The following is a 23,751-nucleotide window of genomic DNA, read 5'->3' as shown; positions in this document are numbered from 1 at the left end:
GTGACGGAGTTCGAGTCGGTCGAGGGGTTCGGCAAGCTGATCGAGACGGTGGACGAGCTGTACGCGCGTCCGCGGCGGCGCTGCCGGTATGCGGATACGCCGCCGATCCTGGGATGCGTGGTGGCGCCGGAAGGTACGGCGGGCGGGCCGGACGAGCGGCCTGATCCGATCCCGGCGCAGAGGCTGGTCGAGGCGATCGCTCGGCGGCTCGAGGCGAAGGACGGGAAGACCAAGATCCCGTACGCGAAGGTGCTGCAGGAGCCTGAGACGGTGCAGCCACCGGCCAGTGCCGTGCTTGCGGAGCTGGGCACGGCCGACGTGCTGGCGTTGCAGGAGGTGCTCGCGCAGATCGCCGACAAGCTTGCCGTCGACACCGGCGGCAGCTACCGGTTCCCGAGGTTCTGGCTGCTCAGCTGGCTGATGAAGCAGGAGCTGTCGACCCAGGAGAACGTGAAGGTACGTCGCCGCGAGCTCCGCGACCTGCTCTACCACCGCTCGATCACCCGGGCCAGCCACGGTGGCACCGCGGCCGGTGACCTCAAGGGCGATCTGCCGGTCTGGGTCCGGGTCCTCTGGGTCGTGCTGCTGCCACTCTATTTCTGGGCTCGGCACAGTGGCACGGTTCCCGGGATCGGCCGCTCCTACCGCTGGTTCCTCCGGCAGAATGACGTTGCCCCAGGCAACGGCAATTTCTTCGAACTGGCCCTGCGCCTGACCAAGGACCAGTGGACCACCGAGAAGGCCGAACAGGTCGCCCGGCTGCTGGTCAACGCGTTCCTCGAGGATCTGCGGGAGGACTTCCGCGGCGCGGGCTGGATCCATCGGTACCACACCACCTTCCCCACCGTCCTGCTCGGCCGGATCAGCCGGCGCAACGGCGGCTACACCCTGCTGCGGATGGTCGCCGAGGTGCGCAACGACCTGCGACTGTTCGATCCGCTGCTGCTCATCACCACCGGCAACCGAGTGCCGCCACTGGCCATGCCTCCGCGCCCCAAACCCCAGCAGCCCGCCGAGAAGAGCCTCCTCGCTTCCTGGCGCGAGCGGCGGGACAACGAGAGCCGCCAGCGGGAGATCAAGGCCTGGCTCATCGATGTCACGGTCGGCCAGCCGGCCGACGAGCAGCGGGAGCAGCCCGTCGCCGCCGCGCGCACCGGTAACGGTGTCCGGCAGCGTTTGCTCCGCCGAAGGACCGCGGCAGGCACCACCAAGACAACTCCGCCCACAACCCAACCCCTCAGGACACCACCGAAGCACCTCCATCGCGTACCGCGCCCCTGGTGGCGCACCCGGCGCGGTGGGGCCCTGATCGGTTTCGTCGTGCTGGCGGTGAGCTTCGGCAGCTACGCCGGCGTCGGGTACGCCGACAACTACCGCCACTGTGGAGACGGATTCACCTGGCTCGGCGTGGAGCCGGCCACCACCTCCGTCACCCGGATCGACGGGACCTGCATCGGGGTCACCGACGGCAGCAACGAACTGCTGTTGCCAGGCAGTGCTTTCGACGAAGTACGGAGCACGATCTATGCGCAGAACCAGCGCAGCTCGGCGCTCAGCAAGTCACAACCCGATCGACCGCTGATCACGCTGGTCTTCATGTCATCGGCCGCCGATCAGGGATCGAGCGACGGCGTGATGACCGCCGAGCGCGAGCAACTGGCCGGGATGGCGGTCGCCCAGGCGGTGCAGCTCAACAAGGCCGCCCAGGCGTACGAGCCACTCCTCCGCGTCCTGATCGCGAACGCCGGACCGCAACTGCGGCAAGGCGAGCGCGTCGCCAACCAGCTCGGCCGGATGGCAGCGGCCGACCCGAGCATCGTCGCGGTGGTCGGCATGGTCCAGAGCCGCGAGTCGACCGCCACCACGATCCGGGCGCTGGCCGCGGTCGGGCTGCCGACCGTCGCCGCGACGCTGACCGCCGACACGATGGTCCAGGTCAGCAAGCTCTACTTCCAGATCAGCCCACAGAACGCCCGCGAGGCGAAGGTCGCGGCCCGGCACGTCTCCCAACTGCTTGCCAAGGGCAAGGACCCGTTCGGGCGTCCACTGGCCCGCAAGGCGACGATCTACAAGTCCGACGACCTGGCCGACACCTACAGCCAGAACCTGGCAGCCGACCTCAAACTCAGCCTGGCCGAACGCGGCATCCCGGTTCGGGTCGAGTCCTTCACACCGGCCGGCCGGCAACCCGCCACGCTGGACGCCGGCACGGCGGGCAGCGCGGCCTGCGATGCCGGTGGAGTAGTCCTGTACGCCGCCCGCGGGCTGGTTGACTTCCCCGCCTTCATCGCCGGCATCGCCGACCACTGCCGTAGCCAACCGCCGTATGTGCTGGCCGGTGACGACGTGACCACGTATGTCGCCGACCGGGCCGTCAGCGGCGCCAACAAGTCGGTGCCCTTCCAGTACCTGTCGCTCGCACTCGCCCCCGAGCTGTCCCAGGACCCGCCACCAGCGGCGAGTGACTTCTACCAGCAACTCGACAATCTGTTCCCCTACGAGAAGAGCGCTCGCGGGCGCACTCTCGACGGACATGCCGCGCTGAACTACGACGCGGCGTACACGGTGGTCCTCGCGGTGAGCTATCTGCGCCGCGACCGGGTCGCCATCAACGGCGGCACGGTGTGGACCGCACTGCAATCGGTGACGGACGCCGGCGGCAGCAGGCGCGCGTACCAAGGGGTCACCGGCCGGATCGACTTCGGCGGCACGATCGGTCGCCGAGTCCCGTTGAACAAGCCGATCACCATCGTCACCTTCCGCAACGGCCAACCCGTGCCCGCCGCAAACCTGGTCTGCGGCGGGCCGAGAGATCCCGAGACCCAGGCCTGGTGCCCGTTCGACTGAGCCGGTCAGTCGCCGAGCTGCTTCTTCAGCGCGTCGAGGCGGCTGTCCCAGTCGCGCGCCAACGCGGCGAGGAACTGTTGTGCCACCTGCATCGGAGCCGAGTTGAGCCGATACCGGACGCGGCGTCGCTCGCCTTGTTCGGGGGTGACCAGACCGGCTGCGGTCAGCAGCGCCAGGTGCTTGGCGATCGCCTGCCGGGTGATCGGCAGGCCGTCGGCCAGCTCGGTCGCGGTGGCCGGACCACCCGAGGCCAGCACGGCCAGGATGCTGCGCCGGCTCGGGTCGGCCAGAGCGACGAAGACCTGCTCGGCGACCGCCTCGCGCTCAGGCGCCATCGAGGTAGCTGACCAGCTCGGCCAACTCGGTGCGCCACCCGTCGACGTTGCCGCCGAAAGCCTTCTGGTGGGCGTCAGCAGGCAGCTGAGCGAAGCCCGACTCGACCACCGTCAGCCGCGTCCCGGCGCCGGCCGGCTCGAGCGTGAACTCGACGTACGTACGCCGCGGATCACCCTCCGGCAGCCCGTAGATGTGCCAGGTGAACCCGAAGACCGCCGGCTCCTCGATCCGCTCGATCGTCAGCTCGGCCTTGTCGCCGCTCGACCAGACCAGTCGGGCCTCTCCCCCTTCCCGCAGGTCGACCACAGCCTCGTCGCCGAACCAGGTCCCCAGCCCCTCGGCCGTCGTCAGCGCCGCCCACACCTTGGCCGGCGGCTGCTTCAGTTCCACCGTCCGCTCGATCCGATCAGGAAAAGCCATCACGCACCTCCACTTGAATAGCAACCATTCGGTTGCCACAAAATCTATAGCAACTTGTGGGTTGCGTCAACCAGCGCCGTCGGCCGAAAGTCAGGCCGCGGCCGGCCTACGACGCCAACCGGTCCGGAGACAGGTTCAGGCGCCGCAGCAGTTGAGCGTTGAGGGCGACCACGATCGTCGACAGCGACATCAGTACCGCGCCCGCCGCGGGCGACAGGACGATCCCGGCGAAGGCCAGCACGCCGGCCGCCAGCGGTACCGCGATCACGTTGTAGCCCGTCGCCCAGACCAGGTTCTGCCACATCTTGCGGTAGCTCGCCTTCGACAGGTCGATCACCGACAGCACCGCACGCGGATCGTCGGCGGCCAGCACCACCCCGGCCGACTCGATCGCGACATCCGTTCCGGCGCCGATCGCGATCCCGACCTCGGCGCGAGCCAGGGCCGGCGCGTCGTTCACCCCGTCGCCGACCATCGCCACCCGCAGCCCACGCGCCTGCAACTCGGCCACCTTCGCGTCCTTGTCCTGCGGCAGCACCTCGGCGAACAGCTCGTCGATGCCCAGCTCCGTCGCCACCGACTCGGCCACCTGATGCGCATCGCCGGTGATCATCGCGACCTTCACCCCACGCCGATGCAACGCGTCGACCGCCTGCCGCGACTCCTGCCTGACCTCGTCCTCCAAGGCGATCGCACCCAGCACCTCACCTTCACGGACGACCTGCAGTACCGCGGCGCCACGCTCCTTCCACCCCTGGATGGTCGCCTCCAGCTCAGCAGGAACCCGTACGCCGGTCTCGCGCAGCAAAGCCGGCCCACCAACCGACACGTGAGCACCGTCGACAACCGCCTCGACCCCACGCCCGGTCAGCGACCTGAAATCCTTTGCCTGCAAGGCACGTGCGCCGGCATCCGAGGCCGCACGCACGATCGCCCTGGCCAGTGGATGCTCACTGTCCGACTCGACAGCCGCCGCGATCGCCAGCAACTCGTCGTCGCCCAGCGAAACCGCCGCCACCCCGGTGACCGCAGGCTCGCCCTTGGTCAGGGTGCCGGTCTTGTCGAACAGGACTACATCGATCGTCCGCATCCGTTCCAGCGCCAGCCGGTCCTTCACCAGTACGCCGGCCTTCGCCGCGCGCTCCGTCGAGATCGCGATCACCAGCGGGATGGCCAGCCCGAGGGCGTGCGGGCAGGCGATGACGAGGACGGTCACCGTCCTGGTCACCGCTTCGTCGAGCTTGCCCAGCAAGCTCCAGGCCAGGAAGGTGACCACACCGGCGGTGGAAGCGAAGTAGAAGAGGAACGCGGCGGCGCGATCAGCCAGCGCCTGTGCCCGCGACGACGAGGCCTGCGCTTCGGTGACGAGTCGCTGAATCCCTGCCAGTGCGGTGTTCTGGCCCACTGCCGTGATCTGCACCCGCAGGGCGCTGTCGGTGGCGACCGTGCCCGCGACGACCTGATCGCCGACGGAGCGGAGTACCGGACGGGACTCGCCGGTGATCATCGACTCGTCGATCTCAGCCTGACCGTCGACCACTCGACCGTCCGCGGGCACCCGGCCGCCGGAGCGGACCAGGACCACGTCACTCTCGGACAGGTTGCTCAGGGCAACTTCGACGACACCGTCGGGGGTGACCTTCTCCGCCGTGTCGGGCAGCAACGCGGCCAGCGCGTCCAGCGCGCCGGAGGCCGCACCGAGGGCACGCATCTCCAGCCAGTGGCCGAGCAGCATGATCACGATCAGCAGCGCGAGCTCCCACCAGAAGTCCAGGTCGAAGCCACCGATCCCGAGGGTGGTCACCCAGGACGCCACGAAAGCGACGGTGGTGGCCATCGAGATCAGCAGCATCATCCCGGGCCGGCGTGACCTGAGCTCGCTCCAGCCACCGGCGAGGAACGGCCGGCCGCCGTACAGGAAGATCACCGTGCCGACGATCGGCGCGATCAGGCTCGAACCGGTGAAACCGGGCGGCCGGTAGCCGAGCAGGTCGGCGAACATCTCACTGAAGAAGACCACCGGCACCGCCAGCCCCAGGCTCACCCAGAACCGATCCTTGAACTGCGCCGCATGATCCCCGTGCCCACCGTGCGCGTGCTCACCATGCCCACCGTGATGGTCGCTCATCATCGCCTCCATCGTCTCGCCGACTCCTTCACTATACCCCCGTGGGGTATAGACCCCACAACCTCCGCACCCAGCTCCCTGTTCCCGATCTGACAGAATCTCTCCATGGAAGCGGTCGAGACAGCTCGCGAACTCGTCCACCAGAGATACCCCGAGGCCCGCGCCGCCTGGCTGGGCGGCAGCATCGCCCGCGGCACCGCCACCTCGACCTCGGATCTCGACATCACGGTGCTGCTCGCCGGCCCACCCGCCCCGCTTCGCGAATCCCTCCGGCACGCCGGCTGGCCGGTCGAACTCTTCGTGCACACCGAGCAGTCGCTCGCCCACTACAGCGAGAAGGACCGCCTGCGTCGCCAGCCGTCGATGATGCGACTGGTCGGGGAGACGATTGCGCTGATCGACACCGACGGGTCCGGTGCCCGGCTCCAGGAGAGCTGCCGAGCGCAGATCCTGGCCGGTCCGCCCCCGCTGTCGCCGCACGACCTCGCGATGCTGCGCTACAAGGTCACGGACCTGCTCGACGACCTGATCGGTGCCGACAGCAACGACGTACGAACCGCGGTCGCGTCGGTTCTCTGGCAGGAGGCCGCCACCCTGCTGCTGACCGGCGCCGATCACTGGACGGGTACCGGTAAAGGGCTTCTCCGCGAGCTGCAGAGCTACGACGCAACGCACGGAACCGACTACGCGACGACTCTTCCCGCCGCCGTGCGCTCAGCCGTCAACGGTGATCCAGCAGCGATGATCGCCGTCGTCGACGCTGTTCTCACGCCGTACGGCGGCCGCTTGTTCGCCGGCTTCCACCTCTCCGGCGACTGACTACCCAGCGCGGAAATCGGCGAGCACCTCGTCGATCACGTGCTGGGCGTTGGCCGCGATGCCAGGATTCGTGTGGCGGTAGTACGGCAGCTGGATGAGTGCCATCGACAGCGCTCGGCCCCGCCCACGGTTCCACGTCGCGCCATCGACGTCCAGCGCGGCACGGAAGATCACCCGTGCGTGCGCGGGCAGCAGGTTCCACGCCGGAATCAGATCGCACGCCGGGTCGCCCAGGCCTGTCGTCGCGAAGTCGATCACCGCGGCAAGCCTGCTGCGTTGATCAAGCAGCAAGTTGGACGGCATCAGGTCGCCGTGCACCCAACAGGCCGCGACCGGCGGCGCGGCAGCCAGCGCGGATTCCCAAGCCGCCAGAGCAGTTGCCGTATCGATCGAACCCTCCAACTGCCGCAGCGCCGCTCGAGTCCCGTCGTCCAGCAACAGCAAACCCCCACCCCGGTACGCCGCCGGCCCATCCGGCAGCGCGATCACCCGAAAAGCCCGCACGAACCCGGCAAGATCCTCGGCCAGCCCCTCCGGCTCCCGCACCGACCCGGCGACCGCGATCTCCCCCTCGATCCAGTTCTGCACGGACCACGGCCAGGGATACCCCTCAGCCGGTTGTCCCACGCCCACTGGCGCGGGAATCCGGACCGGCAGCAACGGCGCCAGCCGAGGCAACCAGCTGGCCTCCTTCTGGATATCCGGCACCCCACCCGCGATCCGTGGCAACCGGACGGTCAGCGAATCCCCCAGTCGATACATCGCGTTGACGGTCCCACTGGACGGAATCTCCTCGACCGCCAGTCCCGCCCACTGGGGAAACTGCCCCGCCACCAGCCGCAGTACCAGCTCGTCGTCGATCGGCGCCTCGTCCACATGCATCTTGGCCATGCCCTCATCCAAGCCGAGGCGCCACCGTTCTCAGAACGAGTTTTTCCGCCGCATACGACGCGGCCGACCGTCGGGGTCGTAGATGTGGTCGTAGACAGGCCGCGCCCACAACCGGGCCAGCCGCCCGACCGGCACCGGGTCGTGCAGGCGTACCTGACCCGTCGGCCGAGGCCCGCTCCTACCGCTCGCGTGCCACGAGTCCAGCGCCGCTGCAGCCGCCTTCCACTGCTCGAAGCCCGCCACTGGGTCCAGCTGCGGCTCAGTACCGAGATGCTCCGACCACAACTCGGCCCGAACCGACCGCGCGAGTCCGTCACCGACCACCGCACAGGTCAACTCGCTGTCGTTGGTCCACGACCGCCGGTTGAAGTTGTCCGATCCACAGGTGAACCACTCGTCGTCGACCACGCACACCTTCGCGTGCACGTAGATCGGCGTCCCCACGGCGTTCTCGAGGTTGTAGACCCCGACGCGGTCCGGTGCCACCGACCGCAACAGTTTCAGCGCCTGCAGTTGCCCGTACCGCGCCGGCGGACCGCTGAACCGTCCGTCCGCGTCCGGGAACCGCGGCACCACGGCGATCACACGCAGCTCCGGCTCTCGCTCCAACGCCTCACACAGGCCCTCGGCCACCACGGCCGACCACAAGTACTGATCCTCGACGTAGATCAACCGGCGCGCCCGCTCGAACGCCTTCCGGTAGGCCCGCGCCACGCTGTACTCACCCTTCGGCGCGAACCGGAACGGCGGATGCTTGTGCCCGAACGTCCGCAGCACCTGTACGGCGTGCCGCCCCGCCTCGGGCGGATCGGGTGAGTCCTCCGGCAGCTCCGACGGATGCCGAGGCATGTCGGCCTTTCGCTGCACCAACATCCGGTACGGCGTCCGCCGGTCGAGCGGATGCGGATCGTCCCAGCGCTCGACGAAAGTGCGGAGCACGTCCGCGACCACTGGACCACGCAGTTCCAGCATCGCGTCGTGCCACGGGGTGCGGTCGCCGTACCGCGGGTCCATCGGCGCCTGCTGCGGATCGCCGAGGTGTTCGGCGTCGTCGCGGCGCTGGTGACTCAGGTCGATCCCGCCGACGAACGCGACGTCCTTGGCGGCGGCGTCCCGATGGCGGATCACGAACAGCTTCTGGTGATGCGACGCGAGCCGGCGGACCCGCTGATCGAGCAGCACCTCGGCGCCGGCTTCGTTGAGCTCGGTGCCGAGCCGCTGGTTCTGCTGGGCGTTGAACTGGAGGTGGTCCGAGTGCGACCGCCAGAGCAGCCCGCGGACCTCGACGTCGTTGCGGGCCAGATCGCACAGGACGTCGCCGATCGAAGGGCCGTCGTCGAAGAGGCGCTCGTCGGCATCGCCGCGCCAGTCGGTGAAGTAGACCCGATCACCGGGCGTGAGCGAGCACAGCTCTTCGTACAAGCGCCGGAAGTAGACGGCTCCGTGCACCAGCAACCGCACCGCGTTGCCGCTCGACCAGGGCCGATCGAGGGCGGTCGCCGGGTTGCCGCGCTCGGCGGACGTCAGGAACCAGTCGCTCATCAACAGCCTGGTACCCCGACGGCGAGGATTCGAACTGACGGCCTGATCTGAGGGGGTGAGAGGGTGGACCGCGTGAAGCTGGTGAAACGACGAGCAGGCTGGGTCCTCACCCTCGGGTTGCTGTCGATGCTGGGCTGGAGCTTGGCGGTGTCGGCCTCGATGCCGAGCTGGTTCGACCCGGACTACGACTGCGGGCGGGCGTTCCCGCAGGCCGAAGGGGATCTTCGACGGGTCGACGAGCAGTGGTTGCCGCCACGGGCGGGCTGCGACTTCGGCAGCGGCGAGGTCCACCAGTTCATCTCGACAACCCGGTCGACGGTTCTGACGGTCGTTTTCGCCCTGACGGCCGCCCTGACCGTTCTCGGTCTGCACCTCGTTCTCCGCCGCCTGTGGGAACCGCAGGGAATCCTGCGCTCAGCCGAAGCCGTCGACCTCCGCCGCCGAAAGCTCAAACACCTCGGACTGGGAGCCGGCGCCACCCTCCTGGGCCTCGCGGTCTTCACCGTCGCAAGTGTCTTCGCCGCCTTCCTCGGGGGCCCACCCGGCATGGTGATCGTTGCCCTCTTCGCGACCATCGCCCTGTCAGCGGTCGCCAGCACCCTCGACCGGGAGTACGGCCCCCTCCCCAGTACCGCCCGCGACTCCCGCCGCCGCGGCACCCTCACGGGTTGCGTCACCTTCACCACCGTCTTCGTCCTGACCGTGGCCTCCGGCAAGTTCCCCTTCTACCAACTCTGGATCGCCCCCGTCGGCGCCCTCACCTACCTGGTTGTGACGGGACTCCCGTGGTCCCGCCAGAGCCAGCGGCAACTCAGCTGACCTCGCTCACTTTGACCAGGTGCGCCGGCGTCAGTCCCGCGGCAGGCCGATGGTGGAGCCTTCGACGGGTCGGCACTCAAGCAGAACCTGCGGAACGACCGCGTTGGCCGACGAGGTGATCTGCTCGACGAGCAGCCGGACCGCGTGGCGGCCCAGGTCACGGCGAGGGACCTCGAAACCGCTCACCTCCGGGTGATCCTTCGGCTGACCGAGCACGGCGATCGACAGCTCTGCCGGCACCTCGACCCCCTCCACCGCCGCGAGCAGCGCCGCCGACAACGAGCCGGTGTCGGTTTCCTCCGCCACGATCGCCGTCACACCTTCACGGCGCCACCGATCGACCAGGCCAGGGACCTCCGCGTCGGCAGCCCGTACGACGAGCCGCTGCGACGGCAGCTCGGCCGCTGCGACGGCTTGACGAACGCCCTGCTCGCGATCTGAGGACGAAAGCGCGTCGTCGGTGGACCGCAGATAGCGGATCTCGCGGTGGCCCGCCTCGACCAGCCGGTCGACGATCGCGGCGGAGGCGGCGACGTAGTCCACGCCGACGAAGGGAATCCGCCCGTCCAACTCGTCGCGGCGGCCGACGTACACCAGCGGGAAGCCGCCGCCGAGCAGCCAGTCGATCGGCTCCTGCGGAACGTGCCGGCCGAAGAACACGCAGCCGTCGGCGATCCGGGTCCGCCGGATCGCGGTCCTGTCGTCGGCGCGTGCCCCCAGTCCGCCTGTCCCGGTGAACAGGATCAGGTCCTGCCCGAGCGCGGCCGCCTCCTCCTCGATCCCGGCCAGAATCGGGTAGTAGAACCCGTCCACCGCGGTCGGGAACGCCGAGGCGAACGTGTAGACGCCGATCATGTGGTTGCGCGCCGAGGCCAGCCGGGTGGCGACCGGGTCCGGCACATAGCCGAGCTTCTCCGCCGCCTTCAGCACCCGCCGGCGGGTCGACTCCGCGAGCCGCAGGCCCTCGGTGTTGCCGGACAGGATCAGCGAAACCGTGGTCTGCGATACCCCCGCAGCGGCGGCGACATCCGCCTGACGCGGTGCTCTGGCCATGAACTCACCTTAGCTAATACGGATTAGCTTATTGACTGCTGCGACCGGTTGCTCACACACTCGGCAGCAACCGCCCCCGAAGTGTGAGGAACCCCGATGACGAACCTACCGCCCGTCAGCCGCCGCACCCTACTTCGCGGTACCGCCGGTCTCGGCCTCGGCCTCGCGGCCGGAGTACCGCTCACCGGTACTGCGAACGCCGCGCCCGCCGGGTTCCCCGACTACAAGTACGTCCGCGTCGCCTTCAACAAGGCCAACCTGCGCTACAACCCGACCGGCGAACTGATCTTCCCCAGTGTCCGCGGCACGGTCGGCCGGATCAGCAACGCCCTCGGCCGCTTCTACCTGTACTACGCCCCGCACGACGCTCCCGGCGGCCTGTGCATGGCCTACTCCAACTCGCTCGGCGGCCCGTACACGGAGTACGCGAACAACCCGATCATCAGCCGCACCTGGTCACCGCACTACAACGTCTCGCACGTGTCCTCGACGCACGCGCTGTGGAACGACGACGTCAACGAGATGTGGATGTACTTCCACGGCGAGAACACCACCACCCGGCTGGCCCGGTCGAAGGACGGCATCCACTTCAGCTACGACAAGGTGGTGCTCTCCACCTCGATGCTGCCGGCCGGTACGACGGAGGCCTCGTACGCGCGGGTGTTCCGCCATGACCTGCCCTCCAGGGGCGCCCGGTACGTGATGGTCTTCATGATCAACACCACCGCCAACCGCCGCTCGATCGGCTGGGGCTGGTCGCCGGAGGGACGCAACTGGACCTTCTCCCAGACCCCACTGATCCGGCCGCAGGACGTGGGCGCGCTCAACATCGGTGCCCCGACGATTGCCGAGCGCAACGGTTCGACGTACGTCATCTACCACACCAACATCGAGGCCGGCGGGTCGATGCGGATCACCGAGGTGGGCAAGAACTTCGACCTGCGCAACCACCTCGGCGTCTTCCACCGGCCGCTGGCCGGCGCACCCGACAACGGCCGGTGCGCGGCCGCGGCGTTCGGCTCCGACAACGGCGTGGAGTACATGATCTACGAGGCCGGTGCCCGCCTGGAGGGCTCCATCGCCATTGCCAGGGCCGTCTAGCAGCGAGGCCGTCCAGAAGCTAGGCCGGCAGGATGTTCTGGTTCAGCCGGAACACGTTGCCCGGGTCGAACTCGGCCTTGACCCGGGCAAGCCGGTCGTAGTTCTCCCGCCCGAACCCGGCGACGATCCGGTCCTGCCCCTCGTCGCCGATGAAGTTCAGATAGACGGCGCCGGTCGACCACGGCTTCAGATCCGCGCACAACCCGCGGGCCCACTCGATTCCGCGCCGGTCGTCGGCCTGGTCGGCCCACATGCCGAACGGGTGCGCCACCCAGGCGGCGGTCCGGTGCGGCAACGGCCACTTGCCCGCGTCGCGGGCCACCGCGCCACCCCATGGCATCAGCACCTGCTGTGACGGCGACGGATGCGGCATCTCGGCCGCGCGATCGCAGAACGCCCTGATCGCCTCGTCGGGCAGTTCGTCCAGATGCTCGGCCGACCAGTAGTTGCGGAACCCCGGCGGATCGTCCACTGCCGACTGGATCGCGGCGTACGGCGCCTCGGCGGCCACCACGAACGAGGGCCCGAGCTCGAACATCGGCGCGAAGGCTGCCCGCGCTTCCTGCTCCGACCCCGCGTAAACGGCGGACGCGCCGATCAACCGCTCCCCTCGCAGGTGCACCGGCACCGGCTCGGCCGACTCCCCGGTCAGGAAGAACACGCCGCCTCCCAGCTCCTCGGGGGCGTCGGCTTCGATCAGATCCCGATAGCGCCGTACGACGTCCACGCCGGCGTCGGCGGGCCAGTACAGCTTCACCACCGCCATCGAGGTGAGCGGCCGCAGCCTGAACGTCAACGCGGTCGCCACGCCGAAGTTGCCGCCACCGCCGTGCAGCGCCCAGAACAGTTCACGGTTCCGGGTCTCGTCAGCGATCACCAGCTGCCCGTCGGCCGTGATCAGCTCGACCGACACCAGGCTGTCGCAGGCCAGCCCGAACCTGCGTTCCAGCCAGCCCGAGCCGCCGCCGAGCGTCAGCCCCGCCACTCCCGTGGTCGAGACCCTGCCACCGGTCGTCGCCATCCAGTACTGCTGACAAGCCCCGTCGACGTCGGCCCAGACGGCGCCGCCGGCGACCCGCGCGAGCCGGGCCTCCGGGTCGATCTGAACGGACCGCATCTTCCGCAGATCGATGACCAGGCCACCGTCGGACACCGCCGTACCGGCGACGCCGTGCCCGCCACCGCGGACCGCGATCTCCAGCCCCTCCGCCACGCCGTACCGCACCGCCGCGGCGACGTCGGCCGCCGACTCGCACCGCGCGATGAGTCGCGGCCGCTTGTCGATCATCGCGTTGAAGACCGACCGCGCTTCGTCGTACGACGGGTCGCCCGGCCGCAGCACCACGCCGCCGAACCCGTCCGGCCTCCCGCGATGCGCCCCAGACGGTCGCTGAACCGTGTCGGACATGGGAACTCCCCCTCCACTGGCCTCCCACCTGACACGCCCGATGCTGCGCTGCCACGCCGACCCGGTCAACGCCTCGAATCGCCTCCCTACCAACGGTTCCCGGGCGACTACGCCCCGCGCATTCTCACCGCGGCCCGTTCGAACGACCCGTGCAACCGCTTGCCACTAAACTTCGGCCCATGACCGTCACCACTGCGCGCCCCGCTGCCGTCCTGGGTGGATCCGGCCAGGTCCTCTCGGACGAGGACGTCACGGCCTTCGTCCACGAGCAGTTGGCCGGCGCGAAGCTCGACGGCCGCAGCGTCTGTGTGATCGTTCCGGACGCGACTCGCAGCTGCCCGCTGCCGCTGCTGCTGCGGGCGGTTCACGGCGCCCTGACCGGCAGGGTCTCCCGTCTCACCGTGCTCGTTGCCCTGGGCACCCATGCCGGGATGTCAGCCGGGGAACTCGCCACCCATCTCGGCGGCGACTACGCCGTGCTCAACCACGAATGGTGGAACGAGGACACCTTCGCCGACCTCGGCACCATCAGCGCGGACCGGATCGGCGAGATCTCCGGGGGCCTGCTGCACGAAGCCGTCCCGGTCCGCCTCAACCGTGCGGTGGTCGAGCACGACGTCGCCCTGGTGGTCGGGCCGGTCTTCCCGCACGAAGTGGTCGGCTTCTCGGGCGGCAACAAGTACTTCTTCCCCGGCGTGGCCGGTCAGGAGGTGATCGACCTGTCCCACTGGCTCGGCGCCCTGATCACCAGCGCCGGCATCATCGGTACGCCGGGCATCACGCCGGTCCGCGCCCTCATCAACGAGGCCGCCGCCCTCATCCCGGCCGAAAAACTCGCCCTCAGCGTCGTCGCCCAGTCCGGCACGAATGCCCTGCACGCCGTGGCCTTCGGCGACACCGAGTCCTCGTGGCAGGCCGCCGCCGAGGTCTCCGCGGAGACCCACGTCCGCTACCTCGACCGCCCGGTACGCCGCGTCGTCTCGCTGATGCCGGCGCGCTACCAGGACATCTGGACCGCGGCCAAAGGCTTCTACAAGGTCGAGCCGATCGTCGCGGACGGCGGCGAAGTCATCATCTACGCGCCGCACATCACCCAGCTCGCCGCGATGCACCCCGAGATCGAGCAGATCGGCTACCACTGCCGCGACTACTTCCTCGGCCAGTGGGAGAAGTTCCGTTCGCTGCACTGGGGCGTGCTAGCGCACTCGACCCATCTCCGCGGGGCCGGCAGTTGGGATCCGGTCGAGGGCGAGCGTTGCCGCGTCGACGTCACGCTGGCGACAGGCATCCCGGAGGACGTCGTCCGCGGAGCGAATCTCGGCTACCTGGATCCGGTCGAGTTCGAGCTGGCGCAGTACGAGAACGATCCGGACACCCTGGTGCTGCCCAACGCGGGCGAGATCCTGCACCGCCTTCGCTGACCGGGTCTGAGCTCCTGACACCGGCCTAACCCGCCGGTAACCTTCGCTGCTATGACTGCTACGGAACAGGCCGGCGTCGAGGTGGCGATCGTCGGCTCCGGGTTCGCGGGGCTCTGCATGGCGATCAAGCTCCGCCAGGCGGGGTGCGAGAACTTCGTCGTCCTGGAGCAGGCCGACCGGCTGGGCGGCACCTGGCGGGACAACACCTACCCGGGCTGTGCGTGTGACGTGCCGTCGTACCTGTACTCGTTCTCGTTCGAGCAGAATCCGTCCTGGAGCAGGATGTTCGCCTGCTGGGACGAGATCCTCGGCTACCTCGAGCACTGCGCGGCGAAGTACGGGATCGCGGACAGGATCCGGTACGGCGCCGAGGTCACCGATGCGGCGTACGACGAGAGCAGCGGGCATTGGACGGTCACGCTCAACGGCGACGAGACGCTGCGCACGCAGGCGTTGGTGACCGGCGTCGGCGGCCTTCACCAGCCGAACTTCCCCGACATCCCGGGGCTGAACTCCTTTGCCGGCAAGGCTTTCCACTCCTCCGAATGGGATCACGAGCACGACCTGAGCGGGCGCCGGGTGGCCGTCGTCGGGACGGGCGCCTCGGCGATCCAGTTCGTGCCGCCGGTGGCCGAACAGGCCGCCCAGCTGGACCTGTACCAACGGTCCGCGCCGTGGGTCACGCCGAAGCCGGACCGCGCGATCGGGCGCTTCGAACGGGCCCTGCACGCTCGCTTCCCGGCCGGCCAGCGGGCGATCCGCGACGTCGTCTACTGGGCTCTGGAAGCCCGTGGCCTCGGCTTCGCGGGCAATCCGCGGCTGATGAAAGGGCTCGAACTCCAGGCCAGGCGTCACCTCGGCCGGCAGATCACCGACCCGGTACTGCGCGCGAAGGTGACGCCGGACTACCAGATCGGCTGCAAGCGGGTCCTGCTTTCGAACGAGTACTACCCGGCGCTGACCCGCGACAACGTCGAGGTGGTCACCAGCGGGATCTCGCGGATCACCCCCACCGGCGTGGTCACCGAGGACGGGATCGAGCGGGAGTGCGACACCCTCGTGCTCGGCACCGGCTTCGAGGTGTTCGCGAACCTGACCCGGCTCGGGATCCGCGGCCGCGACGGTGTCGATCTGGGTGACGCCTGGCAGCAGCACGGGATCGGCGCCCATCTGGGGATCACGGTGGCCGGCTTCCCGAACCTGTTCCTGCTGGCCGGACCCAACACCTGGCTCGCGCACTCCTCGATGGTGTTCATGATCGAGGCGCAGGTCCGGTACGTGCTGCAGGCGCTCGCACTGCTCCGCCGCAACGGCGCGCTGTCGGTCGAGGTCCGCGAGGAGGCGCAGGAGCGGTTCGTCGGCGAAACGCAGAAGGATCTCCGCGGCACCGTCTGGGAGGCGGGCTGCACCAACTGGTACCTCGACGCGCAGGGCCGCAACTCGACCAGTTGGCCCGCCTTCACCACGTCGTACTGGCGCCGCACCCGCCGCCTCGATCCAGCGGACTTCGTCCTCACCCTGACTACTTGAGGAGGAGCCGCTCAGGGTCGGCGTACGACCATGGGTGGAGACGAAGACAGGACTTTGGGCCGACGCTTTCCGGGCCCGCGCGGAGGATTCTTGGAGTCATGAACCTCCTCCAGATTCTCAGCACGGTCGTCATCGTCGGCGGTGTCGTGATCACCGCCCTGATCGCCATCATCCCCACGGTCGTCGACCGCTGATTCGGTACTTCGCGGCCCGAACGCCGACGCCGGCTGTCCTCGACGGGACAGCCGGCGTCGTTTTTTATTGCTTCAGGCAACGGAAGTATGAGTACCACAAGGGGTTCTGCTACCCAGGGCGTACACCAGGACAGGTCCTGGGGCCGATGGACCGGACGCCGGCCGAGAGCACTCTGGAGGTATGGAAATCCTTCAGCTTCTCGGGTCAGCAGCGATCGTGTTCGGCGTACTGGTCACGGTCCTGATCGCCATCGTCCCCACCGTGGTGGACCGATGAACCAACCTACTCAGCCGACGGAGAGGTGGCCGAGCAGGTCCTGCCGGGTCAGCACGCCCACCGGCTTGCCGTCGTCCAGCACCATCAGGGCGTCCCGCCCCTCCAGCAGCTCGACCGCCTTCGTGACCGACTCGCCCGCGCCGAGTGACGGCAGGGCCGGGTCCATGTGCAGCTCGACGATGTCGGCGAGCCGCGCCTTGCCGGAGTAGAGCGCGTCCATCAGCGTCCGCTCCGACACCGAACCGGCCACCTCGGCCGCCATCACCGGCGGCTCCGCCCGGACGACGGGCATCTGGGACACCCCGTACTCGCGGAGGATCTCGACCGCCTCGGCGATCGTCTCGTGCGGGTGGGTGTGCACCAGACCAGGCAGGCTGCCGTCCTTGCGCGCCAGCACCTCGCCCAGCGTCGCACCCTGCCGCTCGTGCGCAAGGAACCCGTACTGCGCGAGCCACTCGTCGTTGAAGACCTTGGTCAGGTAGCCCCGGCCGCCGTCCGGCAGCAGGACGACGATCACTGAGTCCTCTGTGGCCGGATCGGCTGAAAGTTCCTGCGCCAGCCGGATCGCCGCCGCGGCCGCCATCCCGGCGGATCCGCCGACCAGCATCGCCTCTTCCCGCGCCAGCCGCCGGGTCACCGCGAACGAGTCGGCGTCCGAGACCTCGATGATCCGGTCGCAGATGTCCTTGTCGTAGGTCTCCGGCCAGAAGTCCTCGCCGACCCCCTCGACCAGGTACGGCCGGCCGCTGCCGCCGGAGTACACGGAACCCTCGGGGTCGGCGCCGATGATCTGGACGCGCCCGCCGGAGACCTCCTTCAGGTACTTCCCGGTGCCGCTGATCGTGCCGCCGGTGCCGACGCCCGCCACGAAGTGGGTGATCTTGCCCTCGGTCTGCTCCCACAGCTCGGGGCCGGTCGACTCGTAGTGCGAGATCGGGTTGTTCACGTTGGCGTACTGGTTGGGCTTCCAGGCGCCCTCGATCTCGCGGACCAGCCGGTCGGAGACGTTGTAGTACGAGTCCGGGTGCTCCGGCGCGACCGCGGTCGGGCAGACCACCACCTCGGCGCCGTACGCCTTGAGCACGTTGCGCTTGTCCTCGCTGACCTTGTCGGGGCAGACGAAGACGCACTTGTAGCCCTTCGCCTGGGCGACCATCGCCAGCCCGACGCCGGTGTTGCCGGAGGTCGGCTCGACGATCGTGCCGCCCGGCTTCAGCTCGCCGGAGGCCTCGGCCGCCTCGATCATCCGGACGGCGATCCGGTCCTTCACGGAGCCGCCCGGGTTGAAGTACTCGACCTTCGCGAGCACCAGCGGCTTGGCGCCGTCGGTGGTCTTCGAAAGCCGCACGAGCGGCGTGTTGCCGACCAGGTCAAGGAGTGAGTTCACATAGCGCACGCATTCCACTGTAGTGCGACTTCCGGGCGGTCAGCGACATCGCTGCTTGCACAGTCGGCCACATTCCGCGCGTCGGCCCGAATTATCGCTTGCTTCGGCGTCACAGCGTGTAATCCTGGAGCTATGACTAAAGCCCGGGCCGCCAGGAAACTGGCCCAGGCCGCAGCCTTCGGTGGCGGGGGACTTGGACTGATCGGGGCGACGCTGTACGGCGTACTGACCGCGGAAGCGCGGTACGCCAAGCGCGTCATCGGTCCGATGAAGGCTCACCCGGCCAAGGGCGACGGCCTCTACGGCCGATACCCAGGACGGCCGATCACGCTGGCGATGATCGGCGACTCCAGCGCGGCCGGCTACGGCACCTCCGCGCCCGAGGAGACCCCCGGCGTACTGCTCGCCTGCGGTCTGGCCGAGCTCGCGCAGCGTCCGGTCCGGCTCGTCGACGTGTCGAGAACGGGGGCCAAGTCGATCGACCTGGCCGGCCAGGTCGACAACGCGCTGCTGGCCGGCCCGCACGTGGCCGCGATCCTGATCGGCGTCAACGACGTGAAGGCCCAGGTGCCGCCGTCGACCTCGGTCCGGTTGCTCGACTCCGCCGTCCGCCGGCTGCGCGCCGCGAACTGCGAGGTCGTGGTCGGCACCTGTCCCGATCTCGGCGTCGTCCGGCCGATCATGCCGCCGCTGCGGCAGGTGGCCAGGTCGTGGAGCCAGCGGCTCGCGGCCGCGCAGACGATCAGCGTGGTCGAGGCCGGTGGCCGCACGGTGTCGATGGGCTCGCTGCTGAGCGAGGCCTTCCGCACCAACCCGTCGATGTGGGGCCCGGACAACTTCCACCCCTCCGTCACCGGGTACGCCGCGGCCGCGGCCGCCCTGCTGCCTTCGGTGGCGGCCTCGGTCGGGGTCGGTCCCGAGTCGTTCGTGCATCCGGAGCCGTTCCGCGGCGAAGCCGTGCTGCCGATCGCGGAGGCCGCCGTGCAAGCGGTGCGCACCGCCGGCACCGAGGTGGCCGCCGCCAAGGTGGCCGGCCACGAGCGTGGTCCCCGCGGTCGCTGGGCGCAGCTCAGGCATCGCCGCCGGCACCCGGAGGTCGAGGTCGAGCGGATCGACGAGGACAGCCCCGACGCCACGTCGCCTGTGCCTGTTGGGAATTAGCGCGTCCGCTGAGCGACGACTTTCACGAAGAGGGTCTTGCACGCGGCGTTTTCCTGATGCACAGTCGAATGACTACGCGACAACCCCGATCAAACGGGAGGCGAAGATGGGCTTGAACCACTCCGAGGAGACGCACCAACGTCTGGTGGAGAAGGTGCCCCGGTGCACCGGACGTGACATGACCGAGTGGTTCAGGCTGATGAACGACGGACCGTCGTTCCTGCGCTTCGACGACAGGGTGAAGTGGCTTTCCAGCGAGTACGCCCTCGCTCACGGGCACGCCACAGCCATCGTCCACGAGTACGACCTGGTCAAAGCGCACAGGCGAATGGGCTGACGAGCCGAACAGGAGAGACGACTTCCACGAAGACTCGCCCTTTCAGGTGGAAGGGCGGGTCTTCGCTGGTTTCGGTCACACCACGCAGAAGTCGTTGCCTTCGGGGTCGGCCAGCCAGAAGTGATCGAGTACGCCGTTCTGCGCCACCTCGTGCACCACGGTCGCGCCTGCTTCGACGAGGCGGGCAACCTCTTGCCGGATGGCGGTTTCGCGTTGAGCCGCGGGATTGTCGCGCCCGCCGCTGACCTGTAGGTCCAGGTGCAGCCGGTTCTTCGTGGTACGGGCCTCAGGCACCTTCAGGAACGAGATCGAGGGCAGCACGCCGTCCGGATCGGACAGACTCGCCCCGTCGTTCCACTCCTCCTCCGGCACGCCCTGGTCCACCAGCCAGCTCTCCCAGGTGTCCCAGCCGCGCGGCGGGTCGGCATCGGCGTACCGGAGGGCGGTGCGCCAGAACCCCGCGACCAGCGCCGGATCCGTACAGTCGATCGTCATCGTCCATCGCGTCGTCATCCCCCCACGATGACAGCGGGCACCGACAGTTCGTGGGGCCTCCGCGCACCGGGGCATGACGAAGGCCCGGCTCCTCCACCTGAAGGAGCCGGGCCTCGTTGATCAGTTGCTACCTACTGCTGGTCAGTCGCCACCGCGCAGGATCGCGAGGATCCGCAGGATGTTCCAGTACAGCCAGACCAAGGTGACGGTCAGGCCGAACGCCGCCCGCCAGGCCTCGTTCTGCGGGGCTCCGGCGCGCACACCCTGCTCGATCATGTCGAAGTCGAGGATCAGGTTGAACACGGCCAGACCGGCACCGAGCGCGGCGAACAGCAGGCCCATCGGGCCGAAGCCGCCGATCCCGGAGTTGAAGCCGAGCAGGCTGGCGACGAAGTTGATCAGGATCACCCCGGCGAAGCCCATCGTGCCGATGATGACCATCTTGGTGAACTTCGGCGTCACCTTGATCGCGAAGTACTTGTACGACGCGAGCGTGATTCCCGCCGTCACCATCGTGGCCAGGATCGCCTGCACGATGATGCCGGAGTCACCGACGTAGCCGGCGATGAACTTGCTGCCGATCCCGAGGAACAGGCCCTCGGCGACGGCGTAGACCATCACCAGTGCCGGGTTGACCTTGCGCGAGAACGACAACACCATCGCGATCGCGAACGCCAGCAGCGCGCCGGCGAGGAACACCGGCGTCACCAGACGGTCGGGCACCACGTTCCAGGCGACGGCCGCGGCAGCGACCACGACGCCCAGCGTGATGCTGGTCTTGACGATGACGTCGTCCAACGTCATCGGACGGCTGTTGGCGGGCGCTCCCTGGTAGTCCTGGGGCGGCATACCGGACCCGCCGTACTGGCCGGGCTGACCGTAAGGACCCGGCTGACCGTACGGAGCGGCCCCGGGATAGGCCTGGCCTTGGCCAGGCGCAAATGCACTCGACCGGTTCAGGACCGGGTTACTGCTCTGCATGTCATCCTCCTGATGACCCACTGTCGACCCGCTGTGGGTCGTAACGTGATACTACGGGCCCACCCTTAACAACGCCTGAGGATCACCCAGGTGTTCCCCAAGCGATACCCACGGCACAAACAGGTTGCGTAACCCAACCGTTCAGCGCTTCTCCCCCAGCATCCGCAGCCGTTCGGCGGGCAGCGGCGGAGCGCCGTCCAGGATCCAGCGGAAGCGTGACCTGAGGTCAGGTTTTGCCGGCCTGCCCGCGAGTCCCCGCAACCACGCCACGACCTGACCGCGGCTCACCACCTCCGCCAGCGCCCGGTCGGCGCGACGGGTGAACCACCGGGTCCAGGCTGCGGCGAGCAGCACCCGCAGTACCGTCCAGCTGGCGTAGCCGGCCAGCATCGCCAGTACATAGGACAACAGCAGCGAACTCACCGACTGGCGCGTGATCAGGATGGCGAAGGCAATCACGGCACAGCCGATCAGTGCCTCTGCCGTCTTGATCCACTTCCGCTGCCGCGGGCCGCCGAGCCGCGCCTGGACGAGTTCCTGGGCGATCAGCAACTCGCGCTCCCGCGCGGTGTACTCCTCGCCCACGCGTTCGTGCACCACCAGCCTCCGGCCGTCGTCCTGCAGCAGGATGCTGTGCCGCCCCTCCACGCCGGGAACCCAGCTGACGGTGGGCGCCGGATACCCGACCCGTTCCGCCAGCTTCCCCACAGTGGCGACAAAATCTCGCTGGTTCATAGCGCGCACTATCGCGTACTTCGCGGCCTCGACGCCAGGTCAACGAAGTCACCGTTCAGCGGGCGGCCACAGACGGCTCCATCGGCGAGCGATGCATCTACGATCAACCACATGACCGACCCGACCGCCGCCGACCGCGCTGAGCTCGAGGTGATGGTGGAAGCGTTCTTCAGGTCCTTCACCTCCGGCGAGGGCACCGCCGAACGTCTCGACGTACTGCGGAAGCTCTTCCTCCCCGAAGCCGTCATCGTCCGCACCTGTGGCGACGAGCCGGCCGTCTACAGCGTCGAGGAGTTCATCGCTCCCCGCCAGGAACTTCTCGAGGGCGGCACCCTGGTCAGCTTCAGCGAATGGCCGGTGAACGGCCGCATCGACATCTTCGGTGACATTGCCCACTGGTGGGGCAGCTACGCCAAGGAAGGCGTCCAGAACGGCGAAGCCTTCACCGGCCGCGGCATGAAGTCGATGCAGTTCATCCGCACCCTGGACGGCTGGCGAATCTCAGCCGCAGCCTGGGACGACGCCCGCCCGGGCCTCCGCCTGTAGTTTCCCCGCGTACCTCGTCATGCGCAGATCCGGACTAAGACACCACGAGCTTCCGCGCGGTGAACCCGATCACCGACTGCGCGGTCATCAGCTCGAACCCGTTCCACCCGTCGTACGAGAAGTCCGAGACCTGCCCGGGGAGATCCTCCGGAGCCCCCTCGACCCCCTCGTTGTCCTGACTCCACTCCAGGATCACCACCCCCTCGAACTCGATCAGCACATCCCGCTCCGCCTCGAACCGGAACCCGAGCTTGCCGCGTACCGGCTCCCACAGGACGCTGACCAGGGTGGTGTCATGCAGATACACCTGCACGCCATCGGCAGTCCAGAACTCGTAGACCCCGGTACCTCCACCGGCGATGCCACGCCGAGGGTCATCCGTGACCCCGACGATCTCGGTCGCCACGCCACCTGATCCGATCGACATACGCGACACGATAGTGCGATCACAGCACTCGATTCGTCCTCACGCTGAGCCGTGTTGTCTCCCGCACGCGACAGTGCGGCGGTGTGCTGTCAACATGCACACCAACGTCATCCGCTCGACCCAAAGGACTGAGCAGTGCCCGACCGACCTGAGATCGTCTGCATCTGCGGCTCCACCCGGTTCGCGGACGAGATGCACGCGGCGAACCGCGATCTCACCTTCGCGGGCGTCATCGTCCTCGCGCCAGGCTTCTTCCCGCACGCCGAGGATCACCAAGCAGACAAGGTGATCACCGACGAGCAGAAGACCGTGTTGGGCGCTCTCCACCTACGCAAGATCGACCTGGCCGACCGCGTTCTGATCGTCAACCCCGGCGGGTACATCGGTGAGTCCACGAGCAGGGAGATCGCCTACGCCCGCGCCGCCGGTAAGCCGATCTCGTTCACACATCCCGGCTGACCGGCAGCGGCTCGGCTCGCGATGGGATCAGCCAGACCGTCGGCAACCACTCCAATCACTACCGCGCAGAGCGACGTACCCGCCGGTCATAGATCGCATAGCAGCCCGTGGCGAGGAGACCGGCCCAGAAATAGGCGTTCGTGAGCAGGCTCTGCCAGAGCGCACGGTTGTCCTCGGACTCGGCGTGCACGACCCGCCAGATCAGCCCACCAATCCAGCTGCCGATCCCGAAGAGAACCAGCCTGACCACCCACCAGCGGAGCCGCCCGGGCTTGTCCGACTCGTAGATAGTGTTGAGGTCGAACAGCTCACGCATCACTCCGGCAAAGCTCAGCTTGGTGTCGGCAGCTGGTTGCTGATCCACCTGCGGCGGCTGATCGTCCATCCCGTCAGTCTGACACCGACAAGGTGCACACCGGCTGTCCGTTTCCGGCGGG

The 23,751-nt window shown here is 68.5% G+C and carries 23 protein-coding genes; 10 read left to right on the top strand and 13 right to left on the bottom strand.

The genetic code is table 11. From position 1 onward, the window contains the following. Positions 1-2,847: an ABC transporter substrate-binding protein gene (locus tag OX958_RS08655; protein WP_270136684.1), complete on the top strand. Its 2,847-nt coding sequence runs from the start codon at positions 1-3 to the stop codon at positions 2,845-2,847. Positions 2,848-2,852: 5 nt separating this feature from the next. Here the strand turns inward: OX958_RS08655 and OX958_RS08650 are convergent, their stop codons facing one another. From OX958_RS08650 to OX958_RS08640, 3 genes are all read right to left on the bottom strand, one after another. Continuing rightward, positions 2,853-3,182 (bottom strand): ArsR/SmtB family transcription factor, encoded by a 330-nt coding sequence (locus OX958_RS08650; protein ID WP_270136683.1) that lies wholly within the window; start codon positions 3,180-3,182, stop codon positions 2,853-2,855. Then, positions 3,172-3,603: an SRPBCC domain-containing protein gene (locus OX958_RS08645; protein WP_270136682.1), complete on the bottom strand. Its 432-nt coding sequence runs from the start codon at positions 3,601-3,603 to the stop codon at positions 3,172-3,174. Before OX958_RS08645 ends, OX958_RS08650 begins: the two co-directional genes overlap by 11 nt. 106 nt (positions 3,604-3,709) lie before the next feature. Beyond that, positions 3,710-5,743: a copper-translocating P-type ATPase gene (locus tag OX958_RS08640; protein ID WP_270136681.1), complete on the bottom strand. Its 2,034-nt coding sequence runs from the start codon at positions 5,741-5,743 to the stop codon at positions 3,710-3,712. Positions 5,744-5,836: 93 nt separating this feature from the next. Between OX958_RS08640 and OX958_RS08635 the strand changes: the two genes are divergently transcribed. Continuing rightward, the gene (locus OX958_RS08635) at positions 5,837-6,550 is read left to right on the top strand and encodes a nucleotidyltransferase domain-containing protein (RefSeq protein ID WP_270136680.1); all 714 of its coding nucleotides are present in this window, start codon (positions 5,837-5,839) and stop codon (positions 6,548-6,550) included. Here the strand turns inward: OX958_RS08635 and OX958_RS08630 are convergent, their stop codons facing one another. Continuing rightward, a complete protein-coding gene (locus tag OX958_RS08630; protein ID WP_270136679.1) occupies positions 6,551-7,441 on the bottom strand; it encodes an aminoglycoside phosphotransferase family protein in 891 nt (296 codons plus the stop codon). Between the two features lie 30 nt (positions 7,442-7,471). Continuing rightward, positions 7,472-8,983 (bottom strand): phospholipase D family protein, encoded by a 1,512-nt coding sequence (locus tag OX958_RS08625; RefSeq protein WP_270136678.1) that lies wholly within the window; start codon positions 8,981-8,983, stop codon positions 7,472-7,474. A 72-nt stretch (positions 8,984-9,055) separates the two neighbouring features. On the opposite strand from OX958_RS08625, the gene OX958_RS08620 reads away from it, so the two are divergent. Then, entirely contained in the window at positions 9,056-9,802 is a 747-nt protein-coding gene (locus OX958_RS08620; RefSeq protein WP_270136677.1) for a hypothetical protein, read from the top strand. 30 nt (positions 9,803-9,832) lie between these two features. Here the strand turns inward: OX958_RS08620 and OX958_RS08615 are convergent, their stop codons facing one another. Continuing rightward, positions 9,833-10,855, bottom strand: a complete 1,023-nt coding sequence (locus OX958_RS08615; RefSeq protein ID WP_270136676.1) for a LacI family DNA-binding transcriptional regulator — start codon at positions 10,853-10,855, stop codon at positions 9,833-9,835. Between the two features lie 96 nt (positions 10,856-10,951). Here OX958_RS08615 and OX958_RS08610 point away from each other — a divergent pair, with 96 nt between their 5' ends. Then, complete coding sequence (locus OX958_RS08610; protein WP_270136675.1) at positions 10,952-11,956, top strand: hypothetical protein; 1,005 nt, start codon at positions 10,952-10,954, stop codon at positions 11,954-11,956. Positions 11,957-11,975: 19 nt separating this feature from the next. On the opposite strand, the gene OX958_RS08605 is transcribed toward OX958_RS08610, so the two are convergent. Further along, positions 11,976-13,364, bottom strand: a complete 1,389-nt coding sequence (locus OX958_RS08605; RefSeq protein WP_270136674.1) for an FAD-binding oxidoreductase — start codon at positions 13,362-13,364, stop codon at positions 11,976-11,978. A gap of 179 nt (positions 13,365-13,543) precedes the next feature. Here OX958_RS08605 and OX958_RS08600 point away from each other — a divergent pair, with 179 nt between their 5' ends. Further along, complete coding sequence (locus OX958_RS08600) at positions 13,544-14,785, top strand: lactate racemase domain-containing protein (protein WP_270136673.1); 1,242 nt, start codon at positions 13,544-13,546, stop codon at positions 14,783-14,785. A 51-nt stretch (positions 14,786-14,836) separates the two neighbouring features. Continuing rightward, positions 14,837-16,315 (top strand): flavin-containing monooxygenase, encoded by a 1,479-nt coding sequence (locus tag OX958_RS08595; RefSeq protein ID WP_270136672.1) that lies wholly within the window; start codon positions 14,837-14,839, stop codon positions 16,313-16,315. A 481-nt stretch (positions 16,316-16,796) separates the two neighbouring features. Here OX958_RS08595 and OX958_RS08590 read toward each other — a convergent pair whose 3' ends face one another. Then, positions 16,797-18,182, bottom strand: a complete 1,386-nt coding sequence (locus OX958_RS08590) for a cystathionine beta-synthase (RefSeq protein WP_270136671.1) — start codon at positions 18,180-18,182, stop codon at positions 16,797-16,799. A 123-nt stretch (positions 18,183-18,305) separates the two neighbouring features. On the opposite strand from OX958_RS08590, the gene OX958_RS08585 reads away from it, so the two are divergent. Together OX958_RS08585 and OX958_RS08580 are read left to right on the top strand one after the other, a co-directional pair. After that, positions 18,306-19,334, top strand: a complete 1,029-nt coding sequence (locus OX958_RS08585; protein WP_270136670.1) for an SGNH/GDSL hydrolase family protein — start codon at positions 18,306-18,308, stop codon at positions 19,332-19,334. A gap of 106 nt (positions 19,335-19,440) precedes the next feature. After that, a complete protein-coding gene (locus OX958_RS08580) occupies positions 19,441-19,671 on the top strand; it encodes a DUF4287 domain-containing protein (protein WP_270136668.1) in 231 nt (76 codons plus the stop codon). Between the two features lie 75 nt (positions 19,672-19,746). On the opposite strand, the gene OX958_RS08575 is transcribed toward OX958_RS08580, so the two are convergent. The 3 genes from OX958_RS08575 to OX958_RS08565 form a co-directional block, all read right to left on the bottom strand. Continuing rightward, entirely contained in the window at positions 19,747-20,184 is a 438-nt protein-coding gene (locus OX958_RS08575; RefSeq protein WP_270136667.1) for a VOC family protein, read from the bottom strand. Between the two features lie 123 nt (positions 20,185-20,307). Beyond that, a complete protein-coding gene (locus tag OX958_RS08570) occupies positions 20,308-21,147 on the bottom strand; it encodes a Bax inhibitor-1/YccA family protein (protein WP_270136666.1) in 840 nt (279 codons plus the stop codon). Positions 21,148-21,288: 141 nt separating this feature from the next. Beyond that, on the bottom strand, positions 21,289-21,882 hold the full coding sequence (locus OX958_RS08565; protein ID WP_270136665.1) for a hypothetical protein: 594 nt from the start codon (positions 21,880-21,882) through the stop codon (positions 21,289-21,291). Between the two features lie 111 nt (positions 21,883-21,993). Here OX958_RS08565 and OX958_RS08560 point away from each other — a divergent pair, with 111 nt between their 5' ends. Then, positions 21,994-22,428 carry a DUF4440 domain-containing protein gene (locus tag OX958_RS08560; protein ID WP_270136664.1) on the top strand — a complete coding sequence of 145 codons (435 nt, stop codon included), beginning with the start codon at positions 21,994-21,996 and terminating at the stop codon, positions 22,426-22,428. A 34-nt stretch (positions 22,429-22,462) separates the two neighbouring features. Here the strand turns inward: OX958_RS08560 and OX958_RS08555 are convergent, their stop codons facing one another. Next, positions 22,463-22,855: a hypothetical protein gene (locus tag OX958_RS08555; protein ID WP_270136663.1), complete on the bottom strand. Its 393-nt coding sequence runs from the start codon at positions 22,853-22,855 to the stop codon at positions 22,463-22,465. A gap of 135 nt (positions 22,856-22,990) precedes the next feature. On the opposite strand from OX958_RS08555, the gene OX958_RS08550 reads away from it, so the two are divergent. Beyond that, the gene (locus OX958_RS08550) at positions 22,991-23,314 is read left to right on the top strand and encodes a hypothetical protein (RefSeq protein WP_270136662.1); all 324 of its coding nucleotides are present in this window, start codon (positions 22,991-22,993) and stop codon (positions 23,312-23,314) included. A 58-nt stretch (positions 23,315-23,372) separates the two neighbouring features. Here OX958_RS08550 and OX958_RS08545 read toward each other — a convergent pair whose 3' ends face one another. Then, positions 23,373-23,699 (bottom strand): hypothetical protein, encoded by a 327-nt coding sequence (locus OX958_RS08545; RefSeq protein WP_270136661.1) that lies wholly within the window; start codon positions 23,697-23,699, stop codon positions 23,373-23,375. Positions 23,700-23,751: the final 52 nt, after the last annotated feature.

Source organism: Kribbella sp. CA-293567 (assembly GCF_027627575.1).
Lineage (GTDB): Bacteria > Actinomycetota > Actinomycetes > Propionibacteriales > Kribbellaceae > Kribbella.
Note: the sequence above shows the minus strand (reverse complement) of the source record. Positions and strands in the feature narration are given on the sequence as shown.